General features: G+C 53.4%; 21 protein-coding genes. 5 read left to right on the top strand and 16 right to left on the bottom strand.

The genetic code is table 11. The annotated features are described in order from the left end of the window. Both ppdK and RAL90_RS11860 read left to right on the top strand, forming a co-directional pair. Window positions 1-2,667, top strand: a complete 2,667-nt coding sequence (gene ppdK / locus RAL90_RS11865; protein WP_306250877.1) for a pyruvate, phosphate dikinase — start codon at window positions 1-3, stop codon at window positions 2,665-2,667. A gap of 286 nt (window positions 2,668-2,953) precedes the next feature. Continuing rightward, window positions 2,954-3,700 carry a cell wall hydrolase gene (locus tag RAL90_RS11860; protein ID WP_306250875.1) on the top strand — a complete coding sequence of 249 codons (747 nt, stop codon included), beginning with the start codon at window positions 2,954-2,956 and terminating at the stop codon, window positions 3,698-3,700. 8 nt (window positions 3,701-3,708) lie between these two features. Here RAL90_RS11860 and nadC read toward each other — a convergent pair whose 3' ends face one another. The 11 genes from nadC to RAL90_RS11805 form a co-directional block, all read right to left on the bottom strand. Beyond that, on the bottom strand, window positions 3,709-4,563 hold the full coding sequence (gene nadC / locus RAL90_RS11855; RefSeq protein WP_306250873.1) for a carboxylating nicotinate-nucleotide diphosphorylase: 855 nt from the start codon (window positions 4,561-4,563) through the stop codon (window positions 3,709-3,711). Window position 4,564: 1 nt separating this feature from the next. Further along, window positions 4,565-6,166, bottom strand: a complete 1,602-nt coding sequence (locus RAL90_RS11850; RefSeq protein ID WP_306250871.1) for an L-aspartate oxidase — start codon at window positions 6,164-6,166, stop codon at window positions 4,565-4,567. Window positions 6,167-6,249: 83 nt separating this feature from the next. Continuing rightward, window positions 6,250-7,353 carry a quinolinate synthase NadA gene (nadA, locus tag RAL90_RS11845; RefSeq protein ID WP_306250869.1) on the bottom strand — a complete coding sequence of 368 codons (1,104 nt, stop codon included), beginning with the start codon at window positions 7,351-7,353 and terminating at the stop codon, window positions 6,250-6,252. A gap of 197 nt (window positions 7,354-7,550) precedes the next feature. Next, entirely contained in the window at window positions 7,551-8,564 is a 1,014-nt protein-coding gene (locus RAL90_RS11840; protein ID WP_306250867.1) for a hypothetical protein, read from the bottom strand. Window positions 8,565-8,625: 61 nt separating this feature from the next. After that, on the bottom strand, window positions 8,626-12,690 hold the full coding sequence (locus RAL90_RS11835) for an autotransporter domain-containing protein (RefSeq protein WP_306250865.1): 4,065 nt from the start codon (window positions 12,688-12,690) through the stop codon (window positions 8,626-8,628). Between the two features lie 265 nt (window positions 12,691-12,955). Further along, window positions 12,956-13,510, bottom strand: a complete 555-nt coding sequence (locus RAL90_RS11830) for a tyrosine phosphatase family protein (RefSeq protein WP_306250863.1) — start codon at window positions 13,508-13,510, stop codon at window positions 12,956-12,958. Between the two features lie 53 nt (window positions 13,511-13,563). Further along, window positions 13,564-14,187, bottom strand: coding sequence for an HD family hydrolase (locus tag RAL90_RS11825; protein ID WP_306250861.1), 624 nt, complete (start codon window positions 14,185-14,187; stop codon window positions 13,564-13,566). A gap of 7 nt (window positions 14,188-14,194) precedes the next feature. After that, on the bottom strand, window positions 14,195-15,313 hold the full coding sequence (locus RAL90_RS11820) for a beta-ketoacyl-ACP synthase III (protein ID WP_306250859.1): 1,119 nt from the start codon (window positions 15,311-15,313) through the stop codon (window positions 14,195-14,197). A 76-nt stretch (window positions 15,314-15,389) separates the two neighbouring features. Then, window positions 15,390-15,899 (bottom strand): GNAT family N-acetyltransferase, encoded by a 510-nt coding sequence (locus RAL90_RS11815; RefSeq protein WP_306250857.1) that lies wholly within the window; start codon window positions 15,897-15,899, stop codon window positions 15,390-15,392. A gap of 8 nt (window positions 15,900-15,907) precedes the next feature. Beyond that, a complete protein-coding gene (locus RAL90_RS11810; RefSeq protein ID WP_306250855.1) occupies window positions 15,908-16,486 on the bottom strand; it encodes a DNA-3-methyladenine glycosylase I in 579 nt (192 codons plus the stop codon). Beyond that, window positions 16,483-17,349, bottom strand: coding sequence for a folate-binding protein YgfZ (locus RAL90_RS11805; RefSeq protein ID WP_306250854.1), 867 nt, complete (start codon window positions 17,347-17,349; stop codon window positions 16,483-16,485). The genes RAL90_RS11810 and RAL90_RS11805 overlap by 4 nt, the downstream gene beginning before the upstream one ends. Before the next feature lie 83 nt (window positions 17,350-17,432). On the opposite strand from RAL90_RS11805, the gene RAL90_RS11800 reads away from it, so the two are divergent. Then, entirely contained in the window at window positions 17,433-17,882 is a 450-nt protein-coding gene (locus RAL90_RS11800; protein ID WP_306250851.1) for an NUDIX hydrolase, read from the top strand. A 2-nt stretch (window positions 17,883-17,884) separates the two neighbouring features. Here the strand turns inward: RAL90_RS11800 and RAL90_RS11795 are convergent, their stop codons facing one another. Next, the gene (locus RAL90_RS11795; protein WP_306250849.1) at window positions 17,885-19,714 is read right to left on the bottom strand and encodes a GAF domain-containing protein; all 1,830 of its coding nucleotides are present in this window, start codon (window positions 19,712-19,714) and stop codon (window positions 17,885-17,887) included. Between the two features lie 172 nt (window positions 19,715-19,886). Further along, window positions 19,887-20,327: a VOC family protein gene (locus tag RAL90_RS11790; RefSeq protein WP_306250848.1), complete on the bottom strand. Its 441-nt coding sequence runs from the start codon at window positions 20,325-20,327 to the stop codon at window positions 19,887-19,889. A gap of 98 nt (window positions 20,328-20,425) precedes the next feature. On the opposite strand from RAL90_RS11790, the gene RAL90_RS11785 reads away from it, so the two are divergent. After that, window positions 20,426-21,553 carry a serine hydrolase gene (locus RAL90_RS11785; RefSeq protein ID WP_306250846.1) on the top strand — a complete coding sequence of 376 codons (1,128 nt, stop codon included), beginning with the start codon at window positions 20,426-20,428 and terminating at the stop codon, window positions 21,551-21,553. A gap of 3 nt (window positions 21,554-21,556) precedes the next feature. Further along, window positions 21,557-21,988: a TIGR02301 family protein gene (locus RAL90_RS11780; protein WP_306250844.1), complete on the top strand. Its 432-nt coding sequence runs from the start codon at window positions 21,557-21,559 to the stop codon at window positions 21,986-21,988. A gap of 13 nt (window positions 21,989-22,001) precedes the next feature. Here the strand turns inward: RAL90_RS11780 and RAL90_RS11775 are convergent, their stop codons facing one another. The 3 genes from RAL90_RS11775 to RAL90_RS11765 form a co-directional block, all read right to left on the bottom strand. Further along, window positions 22,002-22,475: a rhodanese-like domain-containing protein gene (locus RAL90_RS11775; RefSeq protein ID WP_306250842.1), complete on the bottom strand. Its 474-nt coding sequence runs from the start codon at window positions 22,473-22,475 to the stop codon at window positions 22,002-22,004. Window positions 22,476-22,507: 32 nt separating this feature from the next. Next, window positions 22,508-23,836: a dihydroorotase gene (locus RAL90_RS11770; RefSeq protein ID WP_306250840.1), complete on the bottom strand. Its 1,329-nt coding sequence runs from the start codon at window positions 23,834-23,836 to the stop codon at window positions 22,508-22,510. 78 nt (window positions 23,837-23,914) lie between these two features. Next, window positions 23,915-24,733 (bottom strand): class I SAM-dependent methyltransferase, encoded by an 819-nt coding sequence (locus tag RAL90_RS11765; RefSeq protein WP_306250838.1) that lies wholly within the window; start codon window positions 24,731-24,733, stop codon window positions 23,915-23,917. Window positions 24,734-24,903 lie beyond the last annotated feature (170 nt).

Below are 24,903 nucleotides of genomic sequence, written 5' to 3'. Positions count from 1 at the left end.
ATGACGACGGAACAGAAATGGGTGTATAATTTTGGCGGTGGGTCATCTGACGGGGACGCTTCCCTCAAGAACCTGCTAGGCGGCAAGGGCGCGAACCTTGCCGAGATGGCCAGCCTCGGCCTGCCGGTGCCCCCGGGTTTCACGATTACCACAGACCTCTGTACCCTGTATTATCAGAACGACCGCAAGTGGCCGAATGGCCTTGAGCAGATGGTTGATAATGCTGTCGCCAGAATTGGCGAGGTTGTCGGCAAGGTCTTTGGTGACACCGGGAACCCGCTGCTTGTTTCAGTTCGCTCGGGCGCGCGTGCGTCCATGCCCGGCATGATGGATACGGTCCTGAATCTCGGTCTCAATGATGAAACAGTTGCCGGCCTGGCGACCCTTTCCGGCGACGAGCGTTTTGCCTATGACAGTTACCGTCGCTTCATTCAGATGTATTCTGATGTTGTGCTGGGCGTCGGCCACCATACATTTGAAGACCTTCTTGATACCTATAAGGAGGAAAATGATTTCTTTCTGGATACGGATCTGAAAGCGGCAGACTGGAAACAGGTTATTGCTTCATACAAACAGGCAGTGGAGCAGGAACTTGGTCGCCCCTTCCCGCAGGATGTGCGCGAGCAGTTGCGGGGCGCGATTGATGCCGTTTTTGGCTCATGGCGTAATGACCGCGCCAACACCTATCGCCGACTGCACAATATTCCCGAAAGCTGGGGCACCGCGGTCAATGTGCAAGCCATGGTGTTCGGTAATATGGGCGAAAGCTCCGCCACAGGCGTTGCCTTTACGCGCGACCCATCCACGGGTGAAAATGCCTATTACGGAGAATTTCTCATCAATGCCCAGGGCGAGGATGTTGTCGCCGGCATTCGCACGCCGCAGGCACTGACCAAGCGCGCACGTGAAGCCATGGGCGATGATGCCGCGTCTCTGGAAGAGGCCATGCCGGAGACATATAAGGAGCTTGAGGCTGTTTTCCAGAAACTGGAAAAGCATTACCGGGATATGCAGGACATCGAGTTTACCATCCAGCAGGGCAAATTGTGGATGCTGCAAACCCGCAACGGCAAGCGCACCGCCAAGGCAGCGCTGAAAATTGCTGTTGATATGTGTGATGAAAAGCTGATCACGGAAGAAGAAGCTGTGATGCGTGTCGAACCTGGCTCGCTCGACCAGTTGCTGCACCCGTCGCTCGACCCTGATGCGCCGCGTGATCAGTTGACCAAAGGGCTGCCAGCCTCCCCCGGTGCAGCCTCCGGGGAAGTGGTGTTCAATTCAGATGAAGCAGAGCGCCTTGCGCAGGAAGGCCACAAGGTCATTCTTGTCCGTGTTGAGACAAGCCCGGAAGATATACACGGTATGCATGCTGCGACAGGTATTGTGACCGCGCGCGGCGGCATGACCTCTCACGCGGCCGTTGTCGCGCGTGGCATGGGGCGCCCGTGTGTTTGTGGCGCGGGCGAGCTGCGTATTGAAAAAGACGGCTCCAGTTTCTCCGTCGCCGGACGGCAGGTTGCCAAGGGTGAGAAAATTACGATTGATGGCAATACAGGGCAGGTTTTCTTTGGCGAGGTGAAAACGGTGCAGCCGGAGCTTTCCGGTGATTTTGCGAAAGTCATGACCTGGGCAGATAAATGCCGCCGCATGAAAGTGCGGGCCAATGCAGAAACGCCACTTGATGCCCGCACCGCTCTTGATTTTGGTGCGGAAGGGATTGGCCTTTGTCGCACGGAGCATATGTTCTTTGATGCCGAGCGCATCATTGCAGTGCGTGAAATGATACTGGCTGAGAGCAAATCCGGGCGCGAAGCTGCACTCACCAAGTTGCTGCCAATGCAACGGGGTGACTTCAAGGAATTATTCGAGGTTATGTCAGGCTTTCCGGTAACCGTGCGGTTGCTTGACCCGCCACTGCATGAATTTCTGCCGCATTCGGATAACGAGATTGAAGAGGTCGCCAAGGCTTCCGGCATGGATGCAGAGAAGCTGAAGGCGCGGGCACACAGTCTGAAAGAATTCAACCCGATGCTTGGTCATCGTGGGTGTCGTCTTGGCGTGTCATACCCGGAAATCTATGAAATGCAGGTGCGCGCCATTATGGAAGCGGCTTGCGACGTGTCTGCCGGGGGTGATCCGGTGACGCCGGAAATCATGATTCCGCTGGTGGCGCAGAAAAAAGAACTCAGCCTCCTGAAGGAACGTGTTGATGCAATCGCAAAGGCGGTGCTGGCAGAGAAGGGGCAGGAACTCGACTATATGGTTGGAACCATGATCGAATTACCGCGCGCTGCGCTGACGGCTGACAAGATTGCGGAGGATGCAGAGTTTTTCTCTTTCGGAACCAACGACCTGACACAGACAACCTTTGGTCTGTCACGCGATGATGCCGGCACTTTCCTGCCGGATTATATCCGTCATGGCATTCTGGAGCGGGATCCTTTCGTCACGCTCGACCAGGAAGGGGTTGGCGAGCTGGTGGAGATTGCGGCAGAGCGCGGGCGCAAAACCAGACCGGATATCAAGCTGGGTATCTGCGGGGAGCATGGCGGCGACCCCGATTCGATCCATTTCGTCGAAAAAGTGGGTTTGGACTATGTTTCCTGCTCGCCATACAGGGTGCCCATTGCGCGCTTGGCAGCAGCACAGTCGGCGTTGGCAAAATAAAAAATCCCTTATGATTCAGTGGGTTAAAAATTTTGTGCGTTGCAAAAAAGTCACGCCTGTTGAAATGTGCTGAGTGGGTGCCACGTTAACCATTAACAATGCTGCATAATTTGCAGAAAATGCTTGGCATGGCTTTTTCAGAAAGGCATAAGCCGCTTTCGAATTCGCGAGTTTACAACTTGTTGGGGTAGTTTTGCGATCCTTGTTGCGTTAAGAGTTTCGTGGGTTGAATTGGGGTTCTCCCAAAGAAGGTTTTGATCGGGCGTTAAGTCCGGGACGATGTGATATGATATTGCACGCAGAAAATAACTCGGGCCTGAACTGGGCCATGCGCGGTTGGATGGCATCATTCGGTGTCACCCTGTGCCTGATGCTGTTCGTTTTCCTTGGCCATGCTGACTATCAGAAAGCTGTCGCAGCAGACATCCAGAACGAAGAAGAAGCTGCGCTTGCTGCCGTCGCCCAGGAATTCACTGCCTGGCAGGAAGCAAAAAGCGACGCCGCGCCATCCGCTACTAATTTTATCGACCTGGTGCAGGATACGTCGAAAGGGCTGACCGAGCTCGTCTCCTTTGATTTTTCTGTTATTGACCGTGCACAAGTGAGCGCCAAAGAACAGAGATGCCTGGCACAGGCGATCTATTATGAAGCCGGGTTTGAACCGGTGATCGGCCAGATGGCCGTGGCTGACGTTGTGCTCAACCGGGTTGAGAGCAGCTATTATCCCAATACAGTCTGCGGCGTTGTCTATCAGGGCTCGCATCGCAAGACCGGGTGCCAGTTCTCTTTCACCTGTGATGGGTCATTGAACCGTGGCCGTCACGAGCCAACCTATGCGACTTCCCAGAAGATGGCGGGTGCCATTCTTGCCGGTGTGCATATCCCGGTCAGTAACGAAGCTACGCATTACCATGCGGATTATGTCTCACCTTACTGGGCACCGAAGCTGACAAAAACCGCCGAGATTGGTGCGCATCGCTTCTACCGCTATCCTGACAAAAACAGACTCGCCATCACCGACGCCGCTCAGTAGCGCTGTTCTCAGGCAATATAGTCCAGGCCCAGATCGAGATTTGGTGCTGAATGGGTGATCCAGCCAGAAGATATGACGTTTACCCCCGTTTCGGCGATTGCCCGCACGGTTGAGACAGTGATGTTGCCGGAGGCTTCGAGAGTGGCCCGTCCTTTTGTCAGTTTCACAGCTTGTGCAAGTTGATCCGTGGACATGTTGTCGAGCAGAATCACGTCTGCGCCTTCCCGCAACACTTCCTCCAGTTGCGCGAGTGTATCCACTTCGATCTCCACCTTGACCATATGTCCAATGCGGGATTTTGCAGCCTTGAGAGCGTTGGTGATGCCGCCACACGCGGCAATGTGGTTATCCTTGATCATCACAGCATCATAAAGGCCAAAGCGATGATTGAAGCCGCCACCACAAGTCACGGCATATTTCTGGAAGGCGCGCAAGGTTGGCAGCGTCTTGCGGGTACAGACGATTTTTGCGTTCGTACCAGCCACAGCTTCGACCAGTTCATGCGTTGCCGTGGCAATGCCGGACAGGTGCCCCAGAAAGTTAAGCGCGACGCGTTCTGCGCTCAGGATGGCATGAACTGACCCTGTAATTTCCAGAATATCATCGCCTGTGTTGAGCATCGCCCCATCTGCACAGTGCCGGGTCAGTGTCACGCCAGGGGACACCAGGGTAAAGGCAGCCTCCGCCAACTCCATGCCAGCCAAGCGGCCTGTTTTACGTGCCCGGATGACGGCTTTGCCCTGCGCATCAGTCGGGATGGTGGCCAGTGTGGTCACATCACCGGCATCACCCAGATCTTCAACCAGAGCAGACTGGACGCTTGTTTCAATCAGGCGGCGGGGTAGGGGCAGATGTGGTGCCATCTCAAGTCTCCTCGTACAGCTGGGTTACGGGCATTGTGGTGACCTCGACGGAAAGCTGTTGGCCGCGTCGTGTCATGATGCTGTGTGCGGGCGCTGTTTCATCTGGAAAATCTGTACGCAGATGTGCGCCCCGGCTTTCTTGCCGTTTGAGGGCACCTTCAGCGATCAGATGAGCGGCGATCAACATATTGAGCCCACCGCTCGTCATCTCATTTGTAGCAAGGTCATCCCTGATAGTGGATGTGAGGTCAGTCAGGCCCTCTGCGTCGCGTAGAATACCTGCCTTGTGGGCCATGTTGTTGCGTAGAGATGTTGCGAGTGCATTGTCTGCCGGTTTTGAGGGCAGGCCCAGGCGGTTCGTCAGTTGACTGATTTCAATGGCATCAGTACTGGCAGTGCTGTGTGATATGGCGATGGCCGCGCGCTCTGCGAAAACCAGCGCTTCCAGCAGGGAATTGGATGCCAGTCTGTTCGCCCCATGAATGCCGGTACAGGCAACTTCGCCCACGGCCCATAATCCGGAAAGCGTCGTCTGACCATCCAGATCCGTGCGCACACCGCCCATATGATAATGTGCAGCGGGGGCGATTGGCAGCAAATCCGTGACGGGATCAATGTCAGCGTTGCGGCAGGCTTGATAAACAGTTGGAAACATTTCGGGAAAGCGTGCCCCGACAGATGATCTGGCATCAAGATAGGCGCCATCACCTGACGCAATAGCCGAGGCGACGGCGCGCGCCACAATATCTCTTGGTGCCAGTTCCATATCATCATGCACGCCCTGCATCAGGCGCTGCCCGGATCCGGTCACCAGAAGTGCCCCTTCGCCGCGCAGGGCTTCCGTGGCGAGCGGAGCAGGGTCAACACCCACATTCAGCGCAGTTGGGTGGAACTGGACGAATTCCGGGTCCATGATTTCAGCCCCGGCGAGCCATGCCATAGCCATGCCATGGCCTTGCGCACGTACAGGATTGGTGGTGACGGCATAAAGGCCGCCAAGGCCGCCTGTCGCCAGCACCGTTTGCGTTGCCGTCATCATCAGGCGTTCGCCTCTGGCAATATCGACAGCCAGTATGCCGGCAGCGCTGCACTGGCTGTCACGCAGGATTTCCTCTGCGACAATCCGTTCCCTGATCGTGATATGAGTTGCCTTTTGCGCCGCTTTTGTCAGACCAGCCATAATGGCCGCACCAGCCTGATCGCCCGAGGCGTGAACGATGCGGTCGCGGCCATGTGCGGCTTCGCGCCCGAGCTTGAGTTTGCCTTCATCATCCGTATCGAAAGAGATGCCGAGCCGGATCAGGTCCTCGACTCGCGCAGGTCCTTCTCTGGTCAGCAGGCTGGCGGCGGGCGCGTCAACCAGTCCGGCGCCAGCGGTCAGTGTGTCCTGCAGATGAAGGGCAGGGGAGTCTTCTGTGCCCATGGCTGCCGCAAGGCCACCTTGCGCCCAAGTGGAGGAGCCACCGCGCCCCAGCGGCGCAGCGGTTACGATTGTCACCGGTCGCGGGGCCAGTTTGAGAGCGGTAAACAGGCCTGCGATGCCTGCGCCGACAATCAGCACACTTTCGTCTGGCAGGTTATATGTTGTGGGCAGGGAAGCCATCTGGTCCTACGCGTAAAAAAGTGCCGCCGGGATAATCCCTGACGGCACCAGTTTTGTCATTGTATCAGGAGAAACCAATGACATTAAACTCTGGCTTCAATAGCCATAACTTCCGGCTTCCCGACATGCATGTAAGTCGACTGGCCTTTCTTCATCGGCAGATCGATCATGCGTTGTACGGCGCGTTTTGCCTTCTCGGCAATTTCTGGCGCGACCTCAACCTGATGTTCCATATTTTGCAGCGCTTTCAGGATGCCCGGCAGCGTGATGCGCTTCATATGCGGACACAGATTGCAGGGGCGCACAAAATTCACTTCCGGGTTTTCCAGAGCCACATTATCGGACATGGAACACTCCGTAATAAGAACAACATTGTGCGGCTGGTTATCTTTTACATAGCCGCTCATGCCGCTCGTAGAGCCCGCATAATCAGCTTCTGCCAGAACATCCGGCGGGCATTCCGGGTGCGCCAGAACAACAACATCCGGATTGCCAGCGCGAATTTCACGAATGTCGTCAGCGGTAAATCGCTCATGCACTTCGCAGGCACCGGCCCAGGTAATGATCTTGATATCTGTCATGGCCGCGACATTTTTAGCCAGATACTGATCTGGCAGCAGCATGACCTTGTCGACATTCCATTCTCTGGCAATCGCCTCGACAACCTCAACTGCATTGGATGATGTACAGCAGATATCTGTTTCCGCTTTTACATCGGCTGTGGTGTTCACATAAGTCACAACAGGTATGCCCGGATATTTCTCCTTGAGCAGACGAATATCGGCACCCGTAATGGAAGAGGCAAGCGAACATCCCGCTTCAAGGTCAGGTATAAGGACGGTTTTTTCAGGGCTCAGGATTTTTGACGTCTCGGCCATGAAATGCACGCCGGCCTGGACGATAATTTCCGCATCAGTTTTCGCGGCTTCTTTGGCCAGCATCAGACTGTCGCCCTGAAAATCGCCGACACAAGCGAAAATTTCCGGCGTCATGTAATTATGGGCCAGGATCACCGCATTCAGTTCTGTCTTGAGATCGTTGATCGCGGCGATGTAGGGCGCATGTTGCTCCCATTCCAGTTGCGGGATCAGTTTCTCGACCAGCGGATACAGGTGATCGGTTTTGGATTTCACCTCGGCCGTATATGGCAGGTGGTCCAGATCAATTTCATTCCCAAAAGCAGGCATTGGCGCCTCCATTCCCTTTTAGTGTTCGGAGCATCTGGAAAAACGCCGCAGATGCGCGGATTATCTTTAATGCTCAACTAGAGCATATATAGGAACCAAAAAACAGCCCATCAAGGGCAAAGGCAGAAAATAGCTGCGGAATATCTTAAGTCAAGAAAACAATATGCCATAAAAATCAATGAGTTAAGAGGTTCTGTCTACAGGTCGGGCGACGGGGTCTGGCGCAATCTGGGTAAAGTCAGACCCTTGATCGTGCGATCCTGTGCCGTTTTGCCGCTGGTGCTGTTGCGATCAAGGGTGAACAGGGCCGCCGGGCGCCCGCCCGTTTCAGCGCTGACATTGCCGGTTTTGCGCACGAGGCCCGCATTATCAATACCCCGGCGAAAGTTCTGCTTATGCAGGGGAAAGCCGATGATCGCTTCCACGCTGCGTTGCAGGTCCAGCAGCGTGAAGCTGGCGGGCATCATTTCAAAAATAATCGGGCGATACCGCAACTTGCCACGCAACCGGCCAATCGCGGTGGCCAGAATGCGGCGGTGGTCAGAACTCATGGCTGCGTCCGCAACCTGTAAAGTCGGTGTTGTGACCCGACCATCGCGGGCTGCTTCGGAGACAATGCCTGCTTCATAAAGAAGCTCGTAGCGATCGAGCGTGCGCTCTTCTTCCCAGCCAGTGGCTTCATAGCCAAAGGCCAGTCTTACCCGGTCCAGACGCAGGCGCTGCTGGCTTGTATCTTCAATGCTGGTTATCCAGTCCTGCAGGGCTGGTATGATCTGTGCGGCAAGAATTGGCGGCTCGCCATTGCGCCAGTCTTCCCAGGGAAAATGATCGTACCAGTTGCGCCAGGCTGTGGCTTCCATCTCAATCGGGTTAGCGCCCGGCGCAAGCGCCAGATACCCCACTGAAACGATCCTGTCGGCCTCACTGCCGCCGCGCAAGACAGCGCTGGGCGCTTCGCGGCCTTTGTCCCCGAAGGTGTAGAGTTGCTCCACATAGCCAAGATGCATCCGCGTCTGCTCGGTTACGAAAGCGCGCAGGCCCAACTCAAATGTCCGGTGCCGTTGCGGATCGAATGGACCATAGGGCAGACCCCAGAAACCTTCATCAGAGCGTGCGCAAAGGACCAGCGGTGTGTCGCCCTCAACAGCGGCAAGAACGGCATTGAGACCAATAACCAGATGACCGTCTGAAGAGCTGCTGTCAGGTTGCATGACATCCTGATAGATCAAACCTGAAAAATACTAAAGCTATACCGGTATTGCAGTTCTAATCCTAGTTGAAGCGGATACGGACTTCCGTGCGGCGATTTGCACGTAGCGGTACACCGTCTTTCGTCTGTATCGCCGGGTTTTCTTCACCGAACGCATCATACGTGATGAGCTCTTCTGGGATGCCGCGTGCCACCAGCGCTTTGCGTACTGACACGGCACGTCGTACTGACAGAGCATCATTATAGGCATTGCTGCCCGCTCTATCCGTGTTGCCCTCCAGGATGACTATTTTGAAGCTGAGGCCGTTCGTGCGGGCAATCGCATCATCAATCTTTGCCATCTCTTCGGGCAGGATATTGGATTTATCGAAATCAAAATAGATTATAAAGTCAACCGGCTCAGGTGGTGGCATGTCAACTAGAACTACTGGACATTCATCCATCATTTCAACCCGTCTACCATCGGGGCACTCTTTATACTGTACAGGTTCTATATAAGGCTCAGACGTGGCAGCAACAGGATTACTGCGGCGCATTGGACGCCCCAGTGGAATGTCAACCCAGGCTTCAACGGTATAGGCATTGTATTCCTGTGCGCCAAAACCATCATATGAAGCGGCGAACCGTGCAGAATTACCATTTGCCCAGTTTAGTTGAACCGCACTTTCAAATCGTCCGCGTAGAGCTTCATTCGGTACGGGAATGTTAGAGAAGGCGATGTCGTCCGGCGCCTCAAAATCCCAAATCGCAGCGACTGAGAATTGTGGCTCGATAGTTGTTCCATCCGGGAACGCATGGCGATAGGCAAGCTCTGGTTCGAACTCGGCGCGCCCCAGCTCCAGCGTTTGAGAGGGAATAGCTACGCCAGTTTTGCTTATGTAATCATTGATGCTCTCCCGAAAATAGGAAACGGACAGCGTTGGGGTTATCCGCCAGTTTTCCTGGAATACCTTGTTACCTGTCAATGCAATGCGACCGAGGGTTCTGTCGGTATCGAATTTGTCGTCCTCTACCAGTTCTTCGATGGTCAGGTTATTACTGGAAGACCCTAAGGCCGCGCGGGCATTCAGAAAAAGGTTTTTGGACAAGCGTGCTGACAAGTAAGGGCCGGCCATCCATCCGGTGCCATCTACTTCCTGAAACAGTCGCTCCTGTGTTTCGTCATCGAAGAAGTTTATTTCGTCGTTGGCACGGTCGAAACTGATTAGAGCCCCGAGGATTAGGTTATCACTCACATGGAAGTCAGCTCCCAGGTGAACTATGCCATACTCACTGTCGATATCCAGTTGTGTACCGAACCCGGCAACACCGTCATCAGCTTTGGTATAATGTCCCTCGACCCACAATTGCAGGCCCTTTTCCGGGGTGATCGCGTCTGTGCGTTCGGTTGAGGCGGCAAAATCGAATTGCACATTGCCGCCTGTAGCATTCATGGCGTAACGAACAGGCTTGCTGTTTTTTGTAGAAACGCTGTCATTGTTTTCCCAGAGAACTTCAGGGTTACGGCGATAGAAGTTTGTCCTATCCGGTTCTGCGTTCAGCATGTTACGGGCGCGACGATAAGCGAACCCTTTTGTGGCCTTCATACTCATATGCCGCACACGATCTTCATCAACCAGGTCTTCACTGATGAAGGTACAGATTATTTCCTCGTTCGGATCAAGGTCAATAGTCGCCCGGCGATTATCGAGGCTTGTGCTGCTTCCTTGATCTGCGTCACCCACACAATTTATTCTGACCAGGCCATAATCCTCATTCACCGCCTGTGTCACAATGTATGTGTCTGCCGCCAGGTCAGAGAAAGCTTCGCTTCCGGTTTGATTGACGGTCTGAATAGAGAACAAGCCGAGATTGTTCGATGAGAAACTGAAAACAGATTCATCATTATCGATCTGCTTTATGATTGTGATCGACCCTGGTCGCTGCTGGTTCGTAAAGGTACAGATGACATTAGAACCTGGTGCTAAGGTGACTGACAGGATCCCTGTTGTGGTGTCGCCGCTGTCACCATTGTCACAGGAGATATCTGTAATGTCGAAGTCAGTATTCAGTGTTTCGCTAACAGTAAACGTCCCCGCGGTCTGATCAGTAAAAGATATTGAGGCTGGTTGTGATGCTCTTGGCATCAGGTTGAAGCTGCCGAAGTCACCGGTAAAGCCGAAGGTTCCTTCCACGTCAGAAACTTTCGTAATAGTGAGTGAACTGCGCAATTGCGCATTATTGAAGGTACATTCAACATCAGCACCTGCAGTGAGGTTAATTTCAAGAACGCCTGTAGAGAGGCTGCCTGTGTCACCGTTGTCACAGCTGATATCTGTAATGGTGAAATCCACATTCGGTAATTCTGTTACTGTGTATGTCCCCGCGGCAAGACCAGATACAGGTGAAGTAGAGTCGGTCGTACCAGCTGCCGGGGATAATATGAACGACTCAAGGGTTGGAATATCGCTGGTAAAGCTGAAGTCACTGGCAACGTCCGAAGCTTTTGTTATGGTAATGGAACCGGTTTTCTGTGTGTTGTTGAAGGTACAAGTCAGGTTCTGTGCAGGTGACAAGGAGACAGTAACTGCACCCGTATCCGTATTACCGGTAGTACTGTCATTGCAGGAAATGCTGGCCAGGTCGAATTCGGGATTGCCACGTTCGGTTATCGTATAAGTGCCTGCGGCAAGGTCAGGGATTATTCGAGCGTTAGTGCCGCCGCTTGTAGTAAGGTCAAAACTGCCAATAGGGTCGGTGCCTGTGAAGCTGAACGTTCCATCTACATCTGTATTTTTTACAATCGTAATTGAACCGCGGCTTTGCAGGTTTTCGAATGTACAGACAATCGATTCACCCGGATCGAGATCAATTGTTATAGTACGATTGGGAACGTCAACATCAGAACCATTATCTATATCACCTGTGCAAGTGATATCTTCCAGCGTAAAATCACTGTCTGGTAGTTCAATGATTGTATAGGACGATGCTGCCAGGTCCAAGAATTCTCTCTCGCCTGTGCCACCGGTAACATCAACTGAAAAAACTCCGAGACCGCCGGCGAAGTTGAATGTCCCATCGGCATCAGATGTTTTCATGATACTAATCGAGCCGGTTTTCTGCGCATTAATGAAGGTACATTCAACGTCCGTTCCAGGATCGAGGTTGATCTCTAGAGAACCAGTTGACGTATCGCCGGTGTCCCCGTTGGTGCAGCTGATATCGGTAATGTTGAAATCCATGTTGGTAAGCTCTGTTACCGTATAGGCTTCTGCCGCCAGGTCGGTTATCTGGGCTGTGGAAGCGGTAGAGCCAGCATCCGGGGATAGCGTGAATGCATCAAGACCTGGAATGTCACTGGTGAAGTCAAAGTCACCGGCAAAGTCGGAAGCCTTGGTGATGGTGATAGAGCCAGTCAGCTCGGAATTTGTGAAAGTGCACGTTGCATCCTGACCTGAGTCCAGAAAGAAAGTGACGCTGCGATTTGCCAGATCAGGTGTAAAGGTTGTGTTGCATCTAATTTCATCCAGGCTGTAATTCGGGTTTTCAGCCTCAGTGAAAGTGTATGTTCCCCCAGTCACCGGTGTAATCAATGATGACCCCGTGTTGCCGGAAGTCGTAATGTCGAAATCGTTAATCGTTACGGCATTCGACTGTTCGGAACCGCTGAAACTGAAAGTTCCATCTGCTCCATTTGTGTTTTTGACAATCGTAATGCTCCCTTGTGCAGCAGGAACACAGGAGACTTGAATCTTACCCTCAGAAAAATCACTATTCTGTAGAAGTGATAAGGTGAAAGAGCGGTTGCTATCGCCTGGAATTGCATAGTTGCGGGTTTCCACGGCATCAATAACTTCAGGAGGAAACGTAACGGCTTCTACTCCGATGGTATCGTCTAAAACTTTAGCATCGATGGTGTCTTCTCGGGTGTCAGGGTTGGGCCCGGTTGCATCAATGACGAATTGTAGCGTTTCGTCAGCCGCAAACTCGTCACTAAAAGAAAGCTCCTGCAACTGATCATTAGGGCTATCTGTGTATAAGGGGTCAAAATCAAAAGTGCCGAGATTAGCTTCCGTACACCCGTTTGAGGGGCTGGTGATGCTCTGCGCGGTGGCCTGCGACGCGAATGTGGCAAGAAGCCAAAGCATCAAGATGATAGCAGAGCTGCACTTTGCTACTGTGAAGCGTGCGGATAAACACAGTGCACCTAATAGTGCGGAGACCCCATACTCCATGACATACCCCAAAAATTGTCCCCAAGACGCTTTAACTAATCATAAACAACCGGCTACGTCTATGATCTTGAGAAAAGCAGTTAACGGATAAATTCTAGCAGGGCGGGAAATGTCAAAGATTGGCGCCCCTCCGGGTTGTGCCGGGCAACTTGGTTATTTTCGTTATCATTTCGGAAAATTATACTTGCGTTGTATTTGCTCCTGCGATGTCCAAAGTTTCAGGCAGAAACGGGACGGAAAAGGTGTGGCCCGCAAGGCACTCGTTGCCCATGCCAATATGGTCGATAGCGTTGATCATGCGCCCGTCACGGCCCAGAAGCTCATCCGCTTTTGCGACCATCATCAGGCTGGGTTCCACATTCTCGCTTGAGGCACGTAACTCTTCTGCGATCATCTGTTCGTCTTTTTCAGGGGCGAGCGCGCATTGCAAAATGAAGGCAGCGGCGGGGGAGCGGCTCAGCCCAAGGCGACAGTGAACCAGAACGGCGCGGCTCCAATCGATGGTCTGTGCAAAGTCCAGCAGGGTTTTTATTCTGGCCGTTTCCTGCTCAGGGCAGGGCGGCATCATCATTTCTGCCACGGCCATGGAAAGGCTCAGGCGCAGATGCTGACCGGCCTCCACACCGCGCATGGTCGGGGCTTCTTCACCCTGATCCAGAATCGAGATCGCGCTGGCTGGCTGGTATTTTTCAACCGCAGCATCAATCTCATCATATGGGCAGACAACAATCATAGCTATGATAATGGGATGCGCGGGCCTGACTTGCCAGTCGCATCATATCACAATCAGGACAGTGCCTTGGCATGTTCCCGGTAAAGCTTTTCGAATCTTTCCAGGTAAAGCGCTTGCGATGCCTGCGTATCAAGCGCCTTGATTTCAACAGGCGCTATGCCGCGTGGGGCGGAGAATATCTTGCGCGCTTCAGCATCCTCAAACCCGGCAATCTGGCAGGCCTCAAAGAAGGCGCAGGCCCGGTCAGCCCGTTTAATGGTTTTCTCAATCGCCTCGGGCAGGTCTGCCGGCAAGCCAAAGCGCACATGCACAGCACGTTCCAGGCCTATTTCGACCTGTTTGTATTTGGCCCCCAGGGCTGCCTTAAAGGGGGAAATGACATCGCCGATGACATATTCCGGTGCATCATGCAGCAGCGCAGCCAGCCGCCATTTGACAGGCCAGCCCGGTTTCAACTGCGTGCAAATGTCTTCGACGATCACAGAATGATGGGCAACATTGAAAGGCAGTGTACCCAGAGTCTGACCATTCCAGCGCGCCACGCGGGCAAGACCATGGGCGATATCCTCGATTTCGATGTCCAGCGGCGACGGGTCGAGGATGTTGAGACGGCGCCCTGATAACATGCGTTGCCAGGCGCGGGGCGCCTCGCCTTTTTTCTGGTCAAGTTTGGCCATGTGCGTGTCAGGCAGCTTTCCGTACAATGACAGAACCGGCAGAATATCCTGCGCCAAAGCCGGAGATGACACCAACCTCGCCGACGCCAAAACCGTCACGGTGTTTGTGGAACGCAATGATAGAGCCGGCGGAGGATGTGTTTGCATATTCATCCAGGACAACCGGTGCTTCCAGTTCAGTGGCATCACGCCCCAGAACCTTGCGGGCGATGAACTGGTTCATGCTCAGGTTGGCCTGATGCAGCCACATCCGCTTGAGATTGTCTGTGCTGACACCATTATCGGCCAGGTGTTCTGAAATAAGCGCACCAACCATCGGCACAACATCTTTGAAAACCTTGCGGCCTTCCTGCTTGAACAGTTTGTCTGTATCCGGATCGGAAATATCAAGCTCGTCGCTGGTATGGTTCAGGAAGCCGAAATTATTGCGAATATTGTTGGAGAAAAGTGTTTTCAGCCGTGTATCAATAATGTCCCAACTATCAGGCGTGGGGTCGCCTTCTGCGCGCTCAACGATGACAGCGGTTGCCACATCACCAAAAATGAAATGCGCATCCCGGTCACGGAAATTGAGGTGAGAGGAGCATATTTCCGGATTGACCATCAGTACACGCCGGGCCCCTGTCTGTAACAGGCCGACGGCGTTCTGTATGCCAAAAGCAGCGGAGGCACAGGCAACGTTCATGTCGAAGCCATAGCCATCAATTTCGAGTGCCTGCTGCACTTCCACAGCCATGGCCGGGTAGGCGCGTTGCATATTGGAGGCTGCGCAGATCACCGCATCAATATCACTGCTTTGCAGGTCAGCGTTTTTCATGGCCTGGCGAGCCGCCAGAACGCCGATTTCTGCCATGATGGAGAGCTCGGTGTTATGCCGCTTTGGCAGCTTTGGCCGCATACGATCAATATCAAGGATACCTTCCTTGTCGAGGACATAGCGGGATTTGATGCCGGAGGCCTTTTCGATGAACTCGGCGGAGGACGGGTCCTTCGGGTCATCGGGGTGGTTGGCGTTGTGTTTTTCTACCCACGCATTGAAAGACGCGACAAGTTCTTCATTCGTAATGGTATTTTCGGGCGTGAAAAGCCCGGTACTGACGATGCGGGCAGGGATAAGCTCAGGCATGAGTCCTCGGATTGTTGGCGTGTCATCATTATGTGATGTTATATTGCGCCTTTCCAGCCGCAAGGGCAAGCGCCGCTCAGGTCTCAAGCAGCCATTTATACATGATATGCGCATCAGTCAGGCCCAGCCTTTTATGGTGGAAGGCCTTTGCAATAGTGCCCACAATTTCCATGCCGTTTTTCTGCCAGACATGGAGGGCCGCTTCATTACTGGCGATAACCAGATTATATTGCATGGCCGAAAAGCCCAGCTGCACAGCTATCTGCTGTGAGTGCTGGCAAAGCCGCGATGCGATGCCATGGCCCCTTTGAGTTTCAGCAACAATATAGCCGCAGTTGCACACATGATCGCCGAGCGTTGGCTGGTTCGGTCTGATGTAATAGCCACCTGCGAGCGTACCGTCCGGCAGGAAGGCATTATATGTGACACGCGGTGACGTCAGCCAGTAATGGCGGGCATCGGCTTCGTTGATGTCAGGCGCGACAGGGTAGGTTTCGCCTGCTGCAAATACGGGCTGGATCATTGACCAGACCTGTGGCCAGTCGTCGTCGACGCAAGGGCGCAGGTGCAGGTCAACTCCGGTCACGAGGCGCGTTATCCCAATCTGCGCACGGGCACATGGCGGTGGCAATCAACTGTATGGTCGTTGACCATGCCCACGGCCTGCATGAAGGCATAAACAATCGTTGGTCCACAGAACTTGAACCCGCGCTTTTTCAAATCTTTCGAAATGCGCTCACTCAGCGGCGTTTTGGCAGGTACATCGTCAAGCTCTTTCCAGACATTCTGGAGGGGTTTGCCATCCATATACTGCCATAGATAATCGGAAAAATCCTCACCGGCTTTCTCCATACGCAGATAAAGCTGGGCATTGGTGATGGTGCCTTCAATTTTTCCCCGATGCCGGATGATACCTTCATTTTGAAGCAGCCGTTCAATATTCTTTTCCTTGAAGCGGGCGATCTTCAGCGGATCGAAATCTCTGAACGCCTTTCGAAAATTTTCGCGCTTGTACAGGATGGTGCGCCATGAAAGACCAGCCTGGAAACCATCGAGGATCAGTTTTTCAAACAGGGCCTTGCTGTCATATTCCGGCACACCCCATTCTTCATCATGATACGCACAATATTTTTCATCGCCCTGGGGTACCCAGCCGCAGCGTATTTTTGTCATGTGACATCTCCCAGATAGGCAGGTTGCAGCAGCGTTATCGGTACATTTGTTTCAGTGGTCGCATCGCCAGAGGCTTTTGCCCGCCGGTCGAGGCGCACCATTGCAAGGCCTTTTTCGCCGCTGGCTGCTGTAATTTCGCCGATAGTGCTTTCGCCAGCCTTGATGGCCTGGCCCACTTCAAGTGGAGCGCCGTCTGTGTTGACAATCCAGGTGCGCTTACGGATTTCACCCTTGCGCTTCATGCGGCTTGCGACTTCCTGACCAACAAAACATCCTTTTCGGTAATCAATACCGTTCAGGGCATCGAAATTTATATCCAAGGGAAAAACTTGCTCCGCACCAAAACCAGTTCCAAAAAACGGCACCCCCAGGTTCAGGCAATGCGCGTCATGAGCCTTCTGGTCAGCGGGTGATGCATCAACGTGTTCATATGCTGCAAGCTGATCCGCAGCGACAAGCAAGCGCTGCCCAAGGCTGGTGAGGCGTGGATCATCGTGGCTCGCCAGCCCATCAGGGGTGAGGCTAACCGGCTGCGCGTCCTGCGACCAGATCGCCCCGACCCGCCAGGCAAATGTGGCATCCGTTACGTCAACACGCGCGCGTAATTTATAGAGTTTCAGCCTTTTGAGCAGCGTTTCGGCGATGCCAGCAGCACAGTCCAGCAGAAGGTTGCCCTGATGCCGGATTACAAAAAAATCGGCGATCAGCTTGCCCTGCGGTGTCAGCAAGGCCCCATAACAGGATGTCCCGTCTGTCAGGTTAGCAACATCCTGGGTCACAATGCCTTGCAGAAAGCTGACCTGATCGGTGCCGCAGACGGATATTATGGCTCTGTTGTCAAAAAGGGTCTTTACCAGGGGCATAAGAAAGGTGAAGGAGCTAAGTGGAGACTAACTGTTATAGAAAAAGCAGACCATTTTCAATGAAAGGGAACAGGTAAATCACGATGACGCAAAATAAATCCATTAAACCGGCCGTCGGGGCCGTTGTTTTTCGTGGTCAGGAAGTCCTGTTGGTCAAGCGTGGCAGGCCACCGTTACAAGGTCACTGGTCGATTCCAGGTGGCAAGATTGAGTTCGGTGAGGCTGCAGAAGATGCGGTACGCCGGGAAGTCATGGAGGAGGCCGGTATCGAGATCGAGGTGATTGGTTTGATCGACGTGTTTGAGGCTTTACCACAAAAGGACGAGGGCGGACATTACATCATGATTGATTATGTCGCGCGCCATATCAGTGGGGAGCCTGTTGCATCTGATGATGCTGAAGAAGCAGCGTTCCTGCCGTTTTCCGAAGCCTTGAGCCGTCTTGCCTGGGACCAGACACGCACGGCTCTTCAGCAGGCAAGGCTTGCATTACGCCGTGCAGAAGAGAGGCACGCAGAAAAAAGTCAGGCCTGACTTCAGAGCAGGCTGACTTTTTCCCGTGCCAGTTCATGTTCAACCATCGCGGCAAAATCGCGCAAGTCGTTGATCTGTTTCTCGCTAAGTTCACGCGGTTGAGTATCCAGTATGCAGAGCGTTCCAATCGCGTGGCCGCTTGGCATACACACAGGCACGCCAGCATAGAAGCGCACTTTTGGCTCGCTGAGCACCATCGGGTTTTCGGCAAAGCGCTCATCTTGCAACGTATCCGGCACGATCATGACTTCCCGTTTCAGGATTGCGTGAGCGCAGAATGACTGGTCCCGGGAGGTTTGCTCGACTGCCGTGCCCGTTTTTGACATGAAAACCTGCGTCTCAAGATCAACTGCCGTGATCAGGCAGATCGGCGCATCAAAATAGGATGAAACCAGGCGCGTGATGCGGTCGTAACGCTCTTCATTGCGTTTTGACATGAAGCCGAAGCGCTGGATTTCTGCAAGGCGCGCTTCTTCGCCCTTGATCAGTGGCGCACGCACCCATTTGCCAGCCTGCTGCAACAGCGCAGCTCTTATCCGGGTGCGGAGATATTCGATTGAGAATGGCTTGATGATCCAGTCCCGCAATTCTTCCGGTTGCGTTTCGGTGCAGTTTTCTTCTGAAGAAATCGCAATAACAGGCACAGCCGATCCGCCGGTATCCACGCGGTTGCGTATGGCGCCTACAACATCATCGAGGTCAAACAATTCGAGGTCCATGTCAGCGACGAACAGGGACACGGGTTGTGCGGCGATGGCTTCTTTAATTTCATCAGCTGTCTTGGCAATGATCATTTTGATCGAATCCGTTTTCAGGATGTCGGTCACGGTTTTAACTTCAGCTGGTGTGCCGAAATTAAGCAGGACAGCGTGCGTCATCAAGGCGGTCAGCGGGCGGGAGAAAGCATCGACTTCCGAGTCGCGCACAGGCTTTACGGAGACAGGCTGGATCTTGTTGGTCTGGCTGTTCCCCTTGATGCCAATCATGGTGCCTTGCGTGGCAGCCTCGGCCTTGATCTTGTTCTTGCCGCCAACACGTTTGTGCACGGATTTGACAATTGCATCAATCTGCTTGTCTGTACGCAACGGGTCGTGGTGTGTGAACATGAGTTTTTTTACATCGGCATATTGCGCCATGCGATAGGCATATTCATACGTGCTGTGCCCCCAGCCCATTTTTGTCTCATATTCATCAGCCGTGTACTGTGAATCATGAATCACCAGATCAGCTTCCGCGAGGAATTCGGCATGTTCATGGTCATTGCCGGTGATATTGCCGTGGCCCATGGCACAGGCGTGTGAATGTGGTTCATGGTCACAGGAATAAACGACAGAAGCGCCATCTGCCTCCAGACGATAGCCCAGCGTAAGCTGCGGGTGGTTGAGATAGCGGGCGCGCACCGTGATGTCCCCAATCCGGAATGAGCCTTCGACGAGATCATGGAAATGAAGCTTCGCGGCCATGTATTCCATGGAGACCGGGAAGTAGGTGTATTGCATCTGGTCGGACAGGGCCTGATTCATGGTCGGGCCAAAGCCGCTGGGACCATAGATGTGCCATTCATTACCGGGGACAAAATACGGCGTGAAAAACGGGAAACCCTGAATATGATCCCAGTGAGTATGACTGATAAGCATATGGCCGCTTACCTGGCCGTTGAATTCCTTGACCAGTTGCTGGCCCAGAGGGTGCACGCCGGTCCCGCAGTCAATCACGATCAGTGTGCCTGATTGTGAGCGCACTTCCACGCAGGATGTATTACCGCCGTATTTCAGCTTGTCTTTGCCGGATGTGGCGATGGAGCCACGCGTTCCCCAGAATCTGACCTGCATATGGGGTCCCCCCGAATCTTTTTCTCGGCGCGCTATCCCCTTCACGCCGTTATTTCAGTACCAATACCGTACAGGTGGTACAATATATCAGGTTATTGCGCATCCAGAGACAAAGCAACCAGATAATCGCGGTCTGAACCAGGATAAACAAGGCAAAACAAGCGTATGATAATTACCAGCTGCCAGTGTTCTCCATGCTGGCCCATGGTTCCATAGGAGGCAGATTTTCGCCGCGCTGCAACAATTCGATCGAAATACCGTCAGGCGAGCGCACAAACGCCATGTGCCCATCGCGCGGTGGGCGATTGATGGTCACGCCCTTATCCCTTAATTTTTGGCAAAGCGCATAAATATCATCGACGCGATATGCCAGATGGCCGAAATTGCGCCCCCCGTCATACTGTTCAGGATCCCAGTTATAGGTAAGTTCCACCATCGGGGCTTTTTTTTGCTCAGCCAGTTCGCGGTCCCCGGGGGCGCAGAGGAAAACCAGCGTGAAGCGCCCTTTGTCATTTTCATAGCGACTGACTTCTTCTAGCCCCAGCTTGTCGCAGTAGAAGTCGAGGGAGGCGTCAAGGTCCGAGACCCGGACCATCGTATGCAGATATTCCATTGGATTTCTCTCACGGGGTCGTTTGTGGTAAAAATATTGACCTTGCCACGGTGTGGCCAGATACCTTGTCCAGGGTAATGCGTAACAGGGAGACTGTCATGGGCCGTTGGTGTTATTTGATTATTTTGTCGGTGTTGTACACGATCAGCCCGTCACATGCGAATGATGATATTCAGCGCCAGCTAGACGCTGGACTCTCTGGTGCCAGAGACGCCGAAGGGCTTGTCGGGGCGGGCGCCATCATTGTTCGTAATGGCACTGTTGTTGCGCTCTCGGTTGATGGCGTGCGCCGGAATGGCAAGCCAGACCTAATTGAGCAGAATGACAAGTGGCATCTCGGCTCGGTGACTAAATCTATGACGGGTGTCCTGATCGGATTGCTTGTTGATGAGGGCAAGGTCAGTTTTTCACAGACTTTGCCTCAGTTGCTGCCGGACCTTGCCAATGAGATGGACGCTGGGTGGCAAAGAGTTACCCTGCACCACCTTATGACGCACACAGCCGGTATGCCTGGAAACTTCCCATTGTCAGCGAAGCTGAAATGGCCGGAAACTCATGAAGAGGCGCGTCTGGAGCGTCGGAAGGTTTTTGCTGCGATGCTGGCCAAGGCACCGGCAACACCACCTGGTGAAAAGTTCCAGTATTCCAATGCCGGGATCAGTCTGGCTGGTCATATTGCGGAGAGCGTCACAGATATACCCTATGAGACGCTAATGTTGGAAAAGGTCTTTCAACCGCTGGGACTTGAAAGTGCCGGTTTCGGGGCCCCCGACGGAGATAACCCGTGGAGTCACGCCTCACGGTTTTTCATCAAGATGGCCATGAATCCGGCGGATGGGGCAGACAACACACCCCTGATGAGTCCGGCGGGCCGAGCCCATATGTCCCTTCAGGATTTAGCCATCTATGGCCAACTGCATCTTGATGGATATCAGGGGCGCAGTGATTTCCTGATGCAGGATACGTGGGATATTCTGCATACACCTGTTCTGGATGAGTATGCCCATGGCATCGGTATTATGGAGCGCAAATGGGCTGGCGGCACCCTGATCTGGCATAATGGCACGAACACGATGTGGTATGCGTTGCTGCTGGTCTTCCCGGAGGCCGAAACCGTCATGGCGTTCACCAGCAATGACGGAAAGTTTCGCGAAGCAGAGCAGGCTTATTTCAACCTCGCAAGGGACATGATGACTTATATGCAACAGCATTCAGAGGAGGAGTAAAATATGAAAACCCTCACTGTTATCGCTGTTTTATCTCTCGCTCAGGTCATCGACCCAATCGCACAGGGCGATATATCAGTGGACACGCAGATATATTCCTTTGCCGAGCGTCAGCAGCAACTGATCGACATGGCTGAGCTCCTCGGGCAAATACATCATCTGCATCAAACCTGTCAGCCTTATGACTACTTTCCCGAGCGCTACAGGAACAGGATGAAAGAGCTGGTGACGCTGGAAGAACCAGTCCTGACAACCAGGAATGACATGGTAGCGGCATTCAATGACGGATTTCAGTCCACAAAGGCCCGCTTTGATTATTGCGGCCCAGAGGCAGAAACCGAGATGCGCAAACTCGGAGCAGATGGCACAGAGCTGACCCGGCAACTGGCCGGGCCATTCCGCCGTCCTGAACTAACAGACAAAAGCGCCGATTGACGGCATCGTAAAATCAGCGGCCGCGACTAATGCCTTGGGCACTGAAATCAAATGTTTCTACAGTTGTACCAGTCTCGATGGGCAGGCCGTTGCGGCGCCAGCCGCTGAAACCGTCCCGGATATAGATGATCTGCTCAAAGCCTGCATTGCGCAGCACAGGGAATGTCCACTCGGTTGGCGGTGAAATATTGTCATACACCAGGATTGGGCGGGTTGAATCGAGGCGACCGATTTCGCTGATGAAGTCGTCATCATGCAGGTAAATATGGATTGCGTCTTCGATATGGGCCGCGTTGTATTGATCATCGCGGCGCACATCCAGGATCAGGACATTTTCCGTCTGTTCAATGAAGAAAGCGGCTTGTGGTGACTGGAACAGGCTGTATGTGGCAGTCTCTTCCAGCTCATCGGCACGGCTCACACCAGTCAGGCAGACCATTGCGCTGCACAGCGCGGTCATAATGAGTAAGACATTTTGCCGCAACATGGCGGACCCCCTTTGGCGACATACTGTCGCCGTTACAGTGTCTCCTGGAACCTGACGGGCTCTCCAATCGCGCTGCCAACAAGTTCCCCGTTCGCCATGACTTGCCGACCCCGAATAATGGTCCCCATCGGCCAACCCTGGCAGGTCATCCCGGCATATGGCGTCCAGCCACATTTCGAGGCAACCCAATCATCTTCTATTGTACGCTTTTCCTGCAAATCTACCAAGGTAAAATCGGCATCATAACCAATGGCGAGGCGGCCTTTGCCGGCAATGCCGAAAATGCGGTTCGGGCCGTGGCAGATCAGGTCCACAAGCCTGGAAAGGCTCAAACGGCCTTCAGCGACATGATTGAGCATGACCGGCAGCAGCGTCTGTACGCCGGGCATACCGGAGGGTGATTGCGGGTAAGGTTTTGATTTTTCCTCAGAAGTGTGGGGGGCGTGGTCTGTGCCGATAACGTCAAAAACGCCTTGTGCCACGCCATACCAGAGGCCCTGACGGTGATGGGCGTCGCGCACTGGCGGGTTCATCTGGGCATAGCCTTTGAGCCTTTCATAGACTTCCGGCCCCTCCAGAGTCAGGTGCTGAGGTGTGACCTCGCAGGTTGCGATATCGTTGTTGGCAGCCAGCAGCGGTACTTCCTCAGCCGTCGAGATGTGCAGTACGTGGATGCGCCGCTTTACCTCGCGGGCGATGGCCAGCAGGCGCTGTGTGCATTTTAAGGCGGCTTCAGCCGACCGCACTTCGGGGTGCGAGGTCCAGTCACCTTCGCGTGCAAGACCCGCATTGGCGCGCAATAATTCTTCATCTTCAGAGTGGATCGCCACGCGTCGGCGGCCATGGCGCAGCACTTCGCGCACGCCGTCATCATCAGGCACCAGAAGGTCGCCTGTAGAGGCTCCCATGAAAATCTTGACACCGCATATACCGGGCAGCAGTTCCAGTTCCGCCAGTTCGCGGGCATTGTCGTGGGTAGCCCCGACATAAAAGGCGTGGTCGCACCACATGCGATGATGGGCGCGCGACAGTTTGTCGTTGATAGCCGCTTCCGTCACGGTCAGCGGGCTCGTATTCGGCATTTCAAACACAGTGCAGACGCCGCCAAGCACGGCCGCACGGGCCCCGCTTTCCAGATCCTCCTTGTGTTCATTACCCGGTTCACGAAAATGTACCTGGGTGTCGATAACGCCCGGCAGGATGTGCAGGCCAGTGCAATCCATAATCTCGCCGGCATCCGCCTGCTGCAGGCTGCCAATCTCCGCAATGCGTCCGTCACGCACACCCACATCACGCAGGCCTTCGCCATCATGATTGACGACAGTGCCATTTCTTAAAATCAGATCGAATGTTTTGGTCATGAAGGAAGGCTTAGCTTTTTTTGCCGGACCCGGCAAATGGGGAAGTGGCAGTTCATGCAAAGCTGTGCTTCTTGATGGTCAAGTATCGTTCTTTTTTTTCTCTCGGAAGCGTATTTCATTCCAGGAAACGTGCTTCGACCGCCCCTGCCTGAATTCTCTGAAATACTCATCGAGTCCTTCCACTTCCAGTCGTCGACGGTGGTAGTGTTTGAAACCAAGTTCTTTTAGATGAGGTTGTTGCAATAATATTGATCCGGGGGCCGATATAATCCTGCCCCCTTTTGCCAGCACCTTTGCAAACTTAAGATATGCTTCCTGGCGGAGATCATCATTCAGGTGCAGTGTAGTCGAGAAATCAAGGATCACATCAAACTGCGTGCCGATTTCTTCAAGGCTGAAGAGGTAATCTTCATACAGATTTGGTTTTTTACCTGTCAGATCATTCATTGGCACTTCGTATTGAGCAAAGGCGTCGAGCGACGGGCGGTGCGAGTCGGTGCCGTAGTAATGACCAGTTTCAAGGTATTCAATCAGATGGATACCAACCCGGCCAGCCCCGCACCCGACATCCAGCACTTTGTCCTCAGGTTTCAGTTCGCGGTCCACCAGCATGTCAAAATAGATTTTGCCCATAATCCAGGGCATCCCGTAAGTGAGGTGGTGTTTCTCCAGGATAAATTCGCTCAAAGAATAAGCATAGTCCGTCTGGCCGTCCTTAATTTCGAGAGTTCGTCTGGCCGACTGACCGGAAGTACGCATTGTTGTGCGCCAGTTTTCTACAGCGTGGTAAGGGGCCTTGCTCAGTTGGTGCACAGAGCACCCAACGCCAAGCCGTAACTTCTTGATGGGTGCACCAGACTTGTTGGCCTCTTGCTTTTTGTCCAGCATTTCATCCATAATTTGACAGATTTAACTCCGTAAACTCGTAACGGTCTTAAGGTAAACTCTGGCGCAATGTTAGCAAAATAGACGATTGATTCGTTTTGTGGTTTTCCACTAGCACACGAAGTTTAAAGCCGGTTATCATAAAAAAGGCGGGCATGTTGGCCCACCTTTGGTTTTCTGAC

This window comes from Parvularcula sp. IMCC14364 (assembly GCF_030758415.1).
GTDB lineage: Bacteria > Pseudomonadota > Alphaproteobacteria > Caulobacterales > Parvularculaceae > Aquisalinus.
The sequence above is the reverse complement of the archived record's forward strand: the minus strand, read 5'-3'. Positions and strand labels throughout refer to the sequence as shown.

Excerpts from the sequence above, each read along its gene's own strand:
- RAL90_RS11835 (WP_306250865.1), bottom strand. The coding sequence starts at position 12,690 with ATGCTTTGGCTTCTTGCCACATTCGCGTCGCAGGCCACCGCGCAGAGC.
- RAL90_RS11810 (WP_306250855.1), bottom strand. The coding sequence starts at position 16,486 with ATGACAAAAATACGCTGCGGCTGGGTACCCCAGGGCGATGAAAAATAT.
- RAL90_RS11825 (WP_306250861.1), bottom strand. The coding sequence starts at position 14,187 with ATGGCCAAACTTGACCAGAAAAAAGGCGAGGCGCCCCGCGCCTGGCAA.
- ppdK (WP_306250877.1), top strand. The coding sequence starts at position 1 with ATGACGACGGAACAGAAATGGGTGTATAATTTTGGCGGTGGGTCATCT.
- RAL90_RS11820 (WP_306250859.1), bottom strand. The coding sequence starts at position 15,313 with ATGCCTGAGCTTATCCCTGCCCGCATCGTCAGTACCGGGCTTTTCACG.
- nadC (WP_306250873.1), bottom strand. The coding sequence starts at position 4,563 with ATGGCACCACATCTGCCCCTACCCCGCCGCCTGATTGAAACAAGCGTC.
- RAL90_RS11805 (WP_306250854.1), bottom strand. The coding sequence starts at position 17,349 with ATGCCCCTGGTAAAGACCCTTTTTGACAACAGAGCCATAATATCCGTC.
- RAL90_RS11830 (WP_306250863.1), bottom strand. The coding sequence starts at position 13,510 with ATGATTGTTGTCTGCCCATATGATGAGATTGATGCTGCGGTTGAAAAA.
- RAL90_RS11795 (WP_306250849.1), bottom strand. The coding sequence starts at position 19,714 with ATGCAGGTCAGATTCTGGGGAACGCGTGGCTCCATCGCCACATCCGGC.
- RAL90_RS11800 (WP_306250851.1), top strand. The coding sequence starts at position 17,433 with ATGACGCAAAATAAATCCATTAAACCGGCCGTCGGGGCCGTTGTTTTT.
- RAL90_RS11850 (WP_306250871.1), bottom strand. The coding sequence starts at position 6,166 with ATGGCTTCCCTGCCCACAACATATAACCTGCCAGACGAAAGTGTGCTG.
- RAL90_RS11775 (WP_306250842.1), bottom strand. The coding sequence starts at position 22,475 with ATGTTGCGGCAAAATGTCTTACTCATTATGACCGCGCTGTGCAGCGCA.
- RAL90_RS11785 (WP_306250846.1), top strand. The coding sequence starts at position 20,426 with ATGGGCCGTTGGTGTTATTTGATTATTTTGTCGGTGTTGTACACGATC.
- nadA (WP_306250869.1), bottom strand. The coding sequence starts at position 7,353 with ATGCCTGCTTTTGGGAATGAAATTGATCTGGACCACCTGCCATATACG.
- RAL90_RS11770 (WP_306250840.1), bottom strand. The coding sequence starts at position 23,836 with ATGACCAAAACATTCGATCTGATTTTAAGAAATGGCACTGTCGTCAAT.
- RAL90_RS11765 (WP_306250838.1), bottom strand. The coding sequence starts at position 24,733 with ATGGATGAAATGCTGGACAAAAAGCAAGAGGCCAACAAGTCTGGTGCA.
- RAL90_RS11840 (WP_306250867.1), bottom strand. The coding sequence starts at position 8,564 with ATGCAACCTGACAGCAGCTCTTCAGACGGTCATCTGGTTATTGGTCTC.
- RAL90_RS11780 (WP_306250844.1), top strand. The coding sequence starts at position 21,557 with ATGAAAACCCTCACTGTTATCGCTGTTTTATCTCTCGCTCAGGTCATC.
- RAL90_RS11790 (WP_306250848.1), bottom strand. The coding sequence starts at position 20,327 with ATGGAATATCTGCATACGATGGTCCGGGTCTCGGACCTTGACGCCTCC.
- RAL90_RS11860 (WP_306250875.1), top strand. The coding sequence starts at position 2,954 with ATGATATTGCACGCAGAAAATAACTCGGGCCTGAACTGGGCCATGCGC.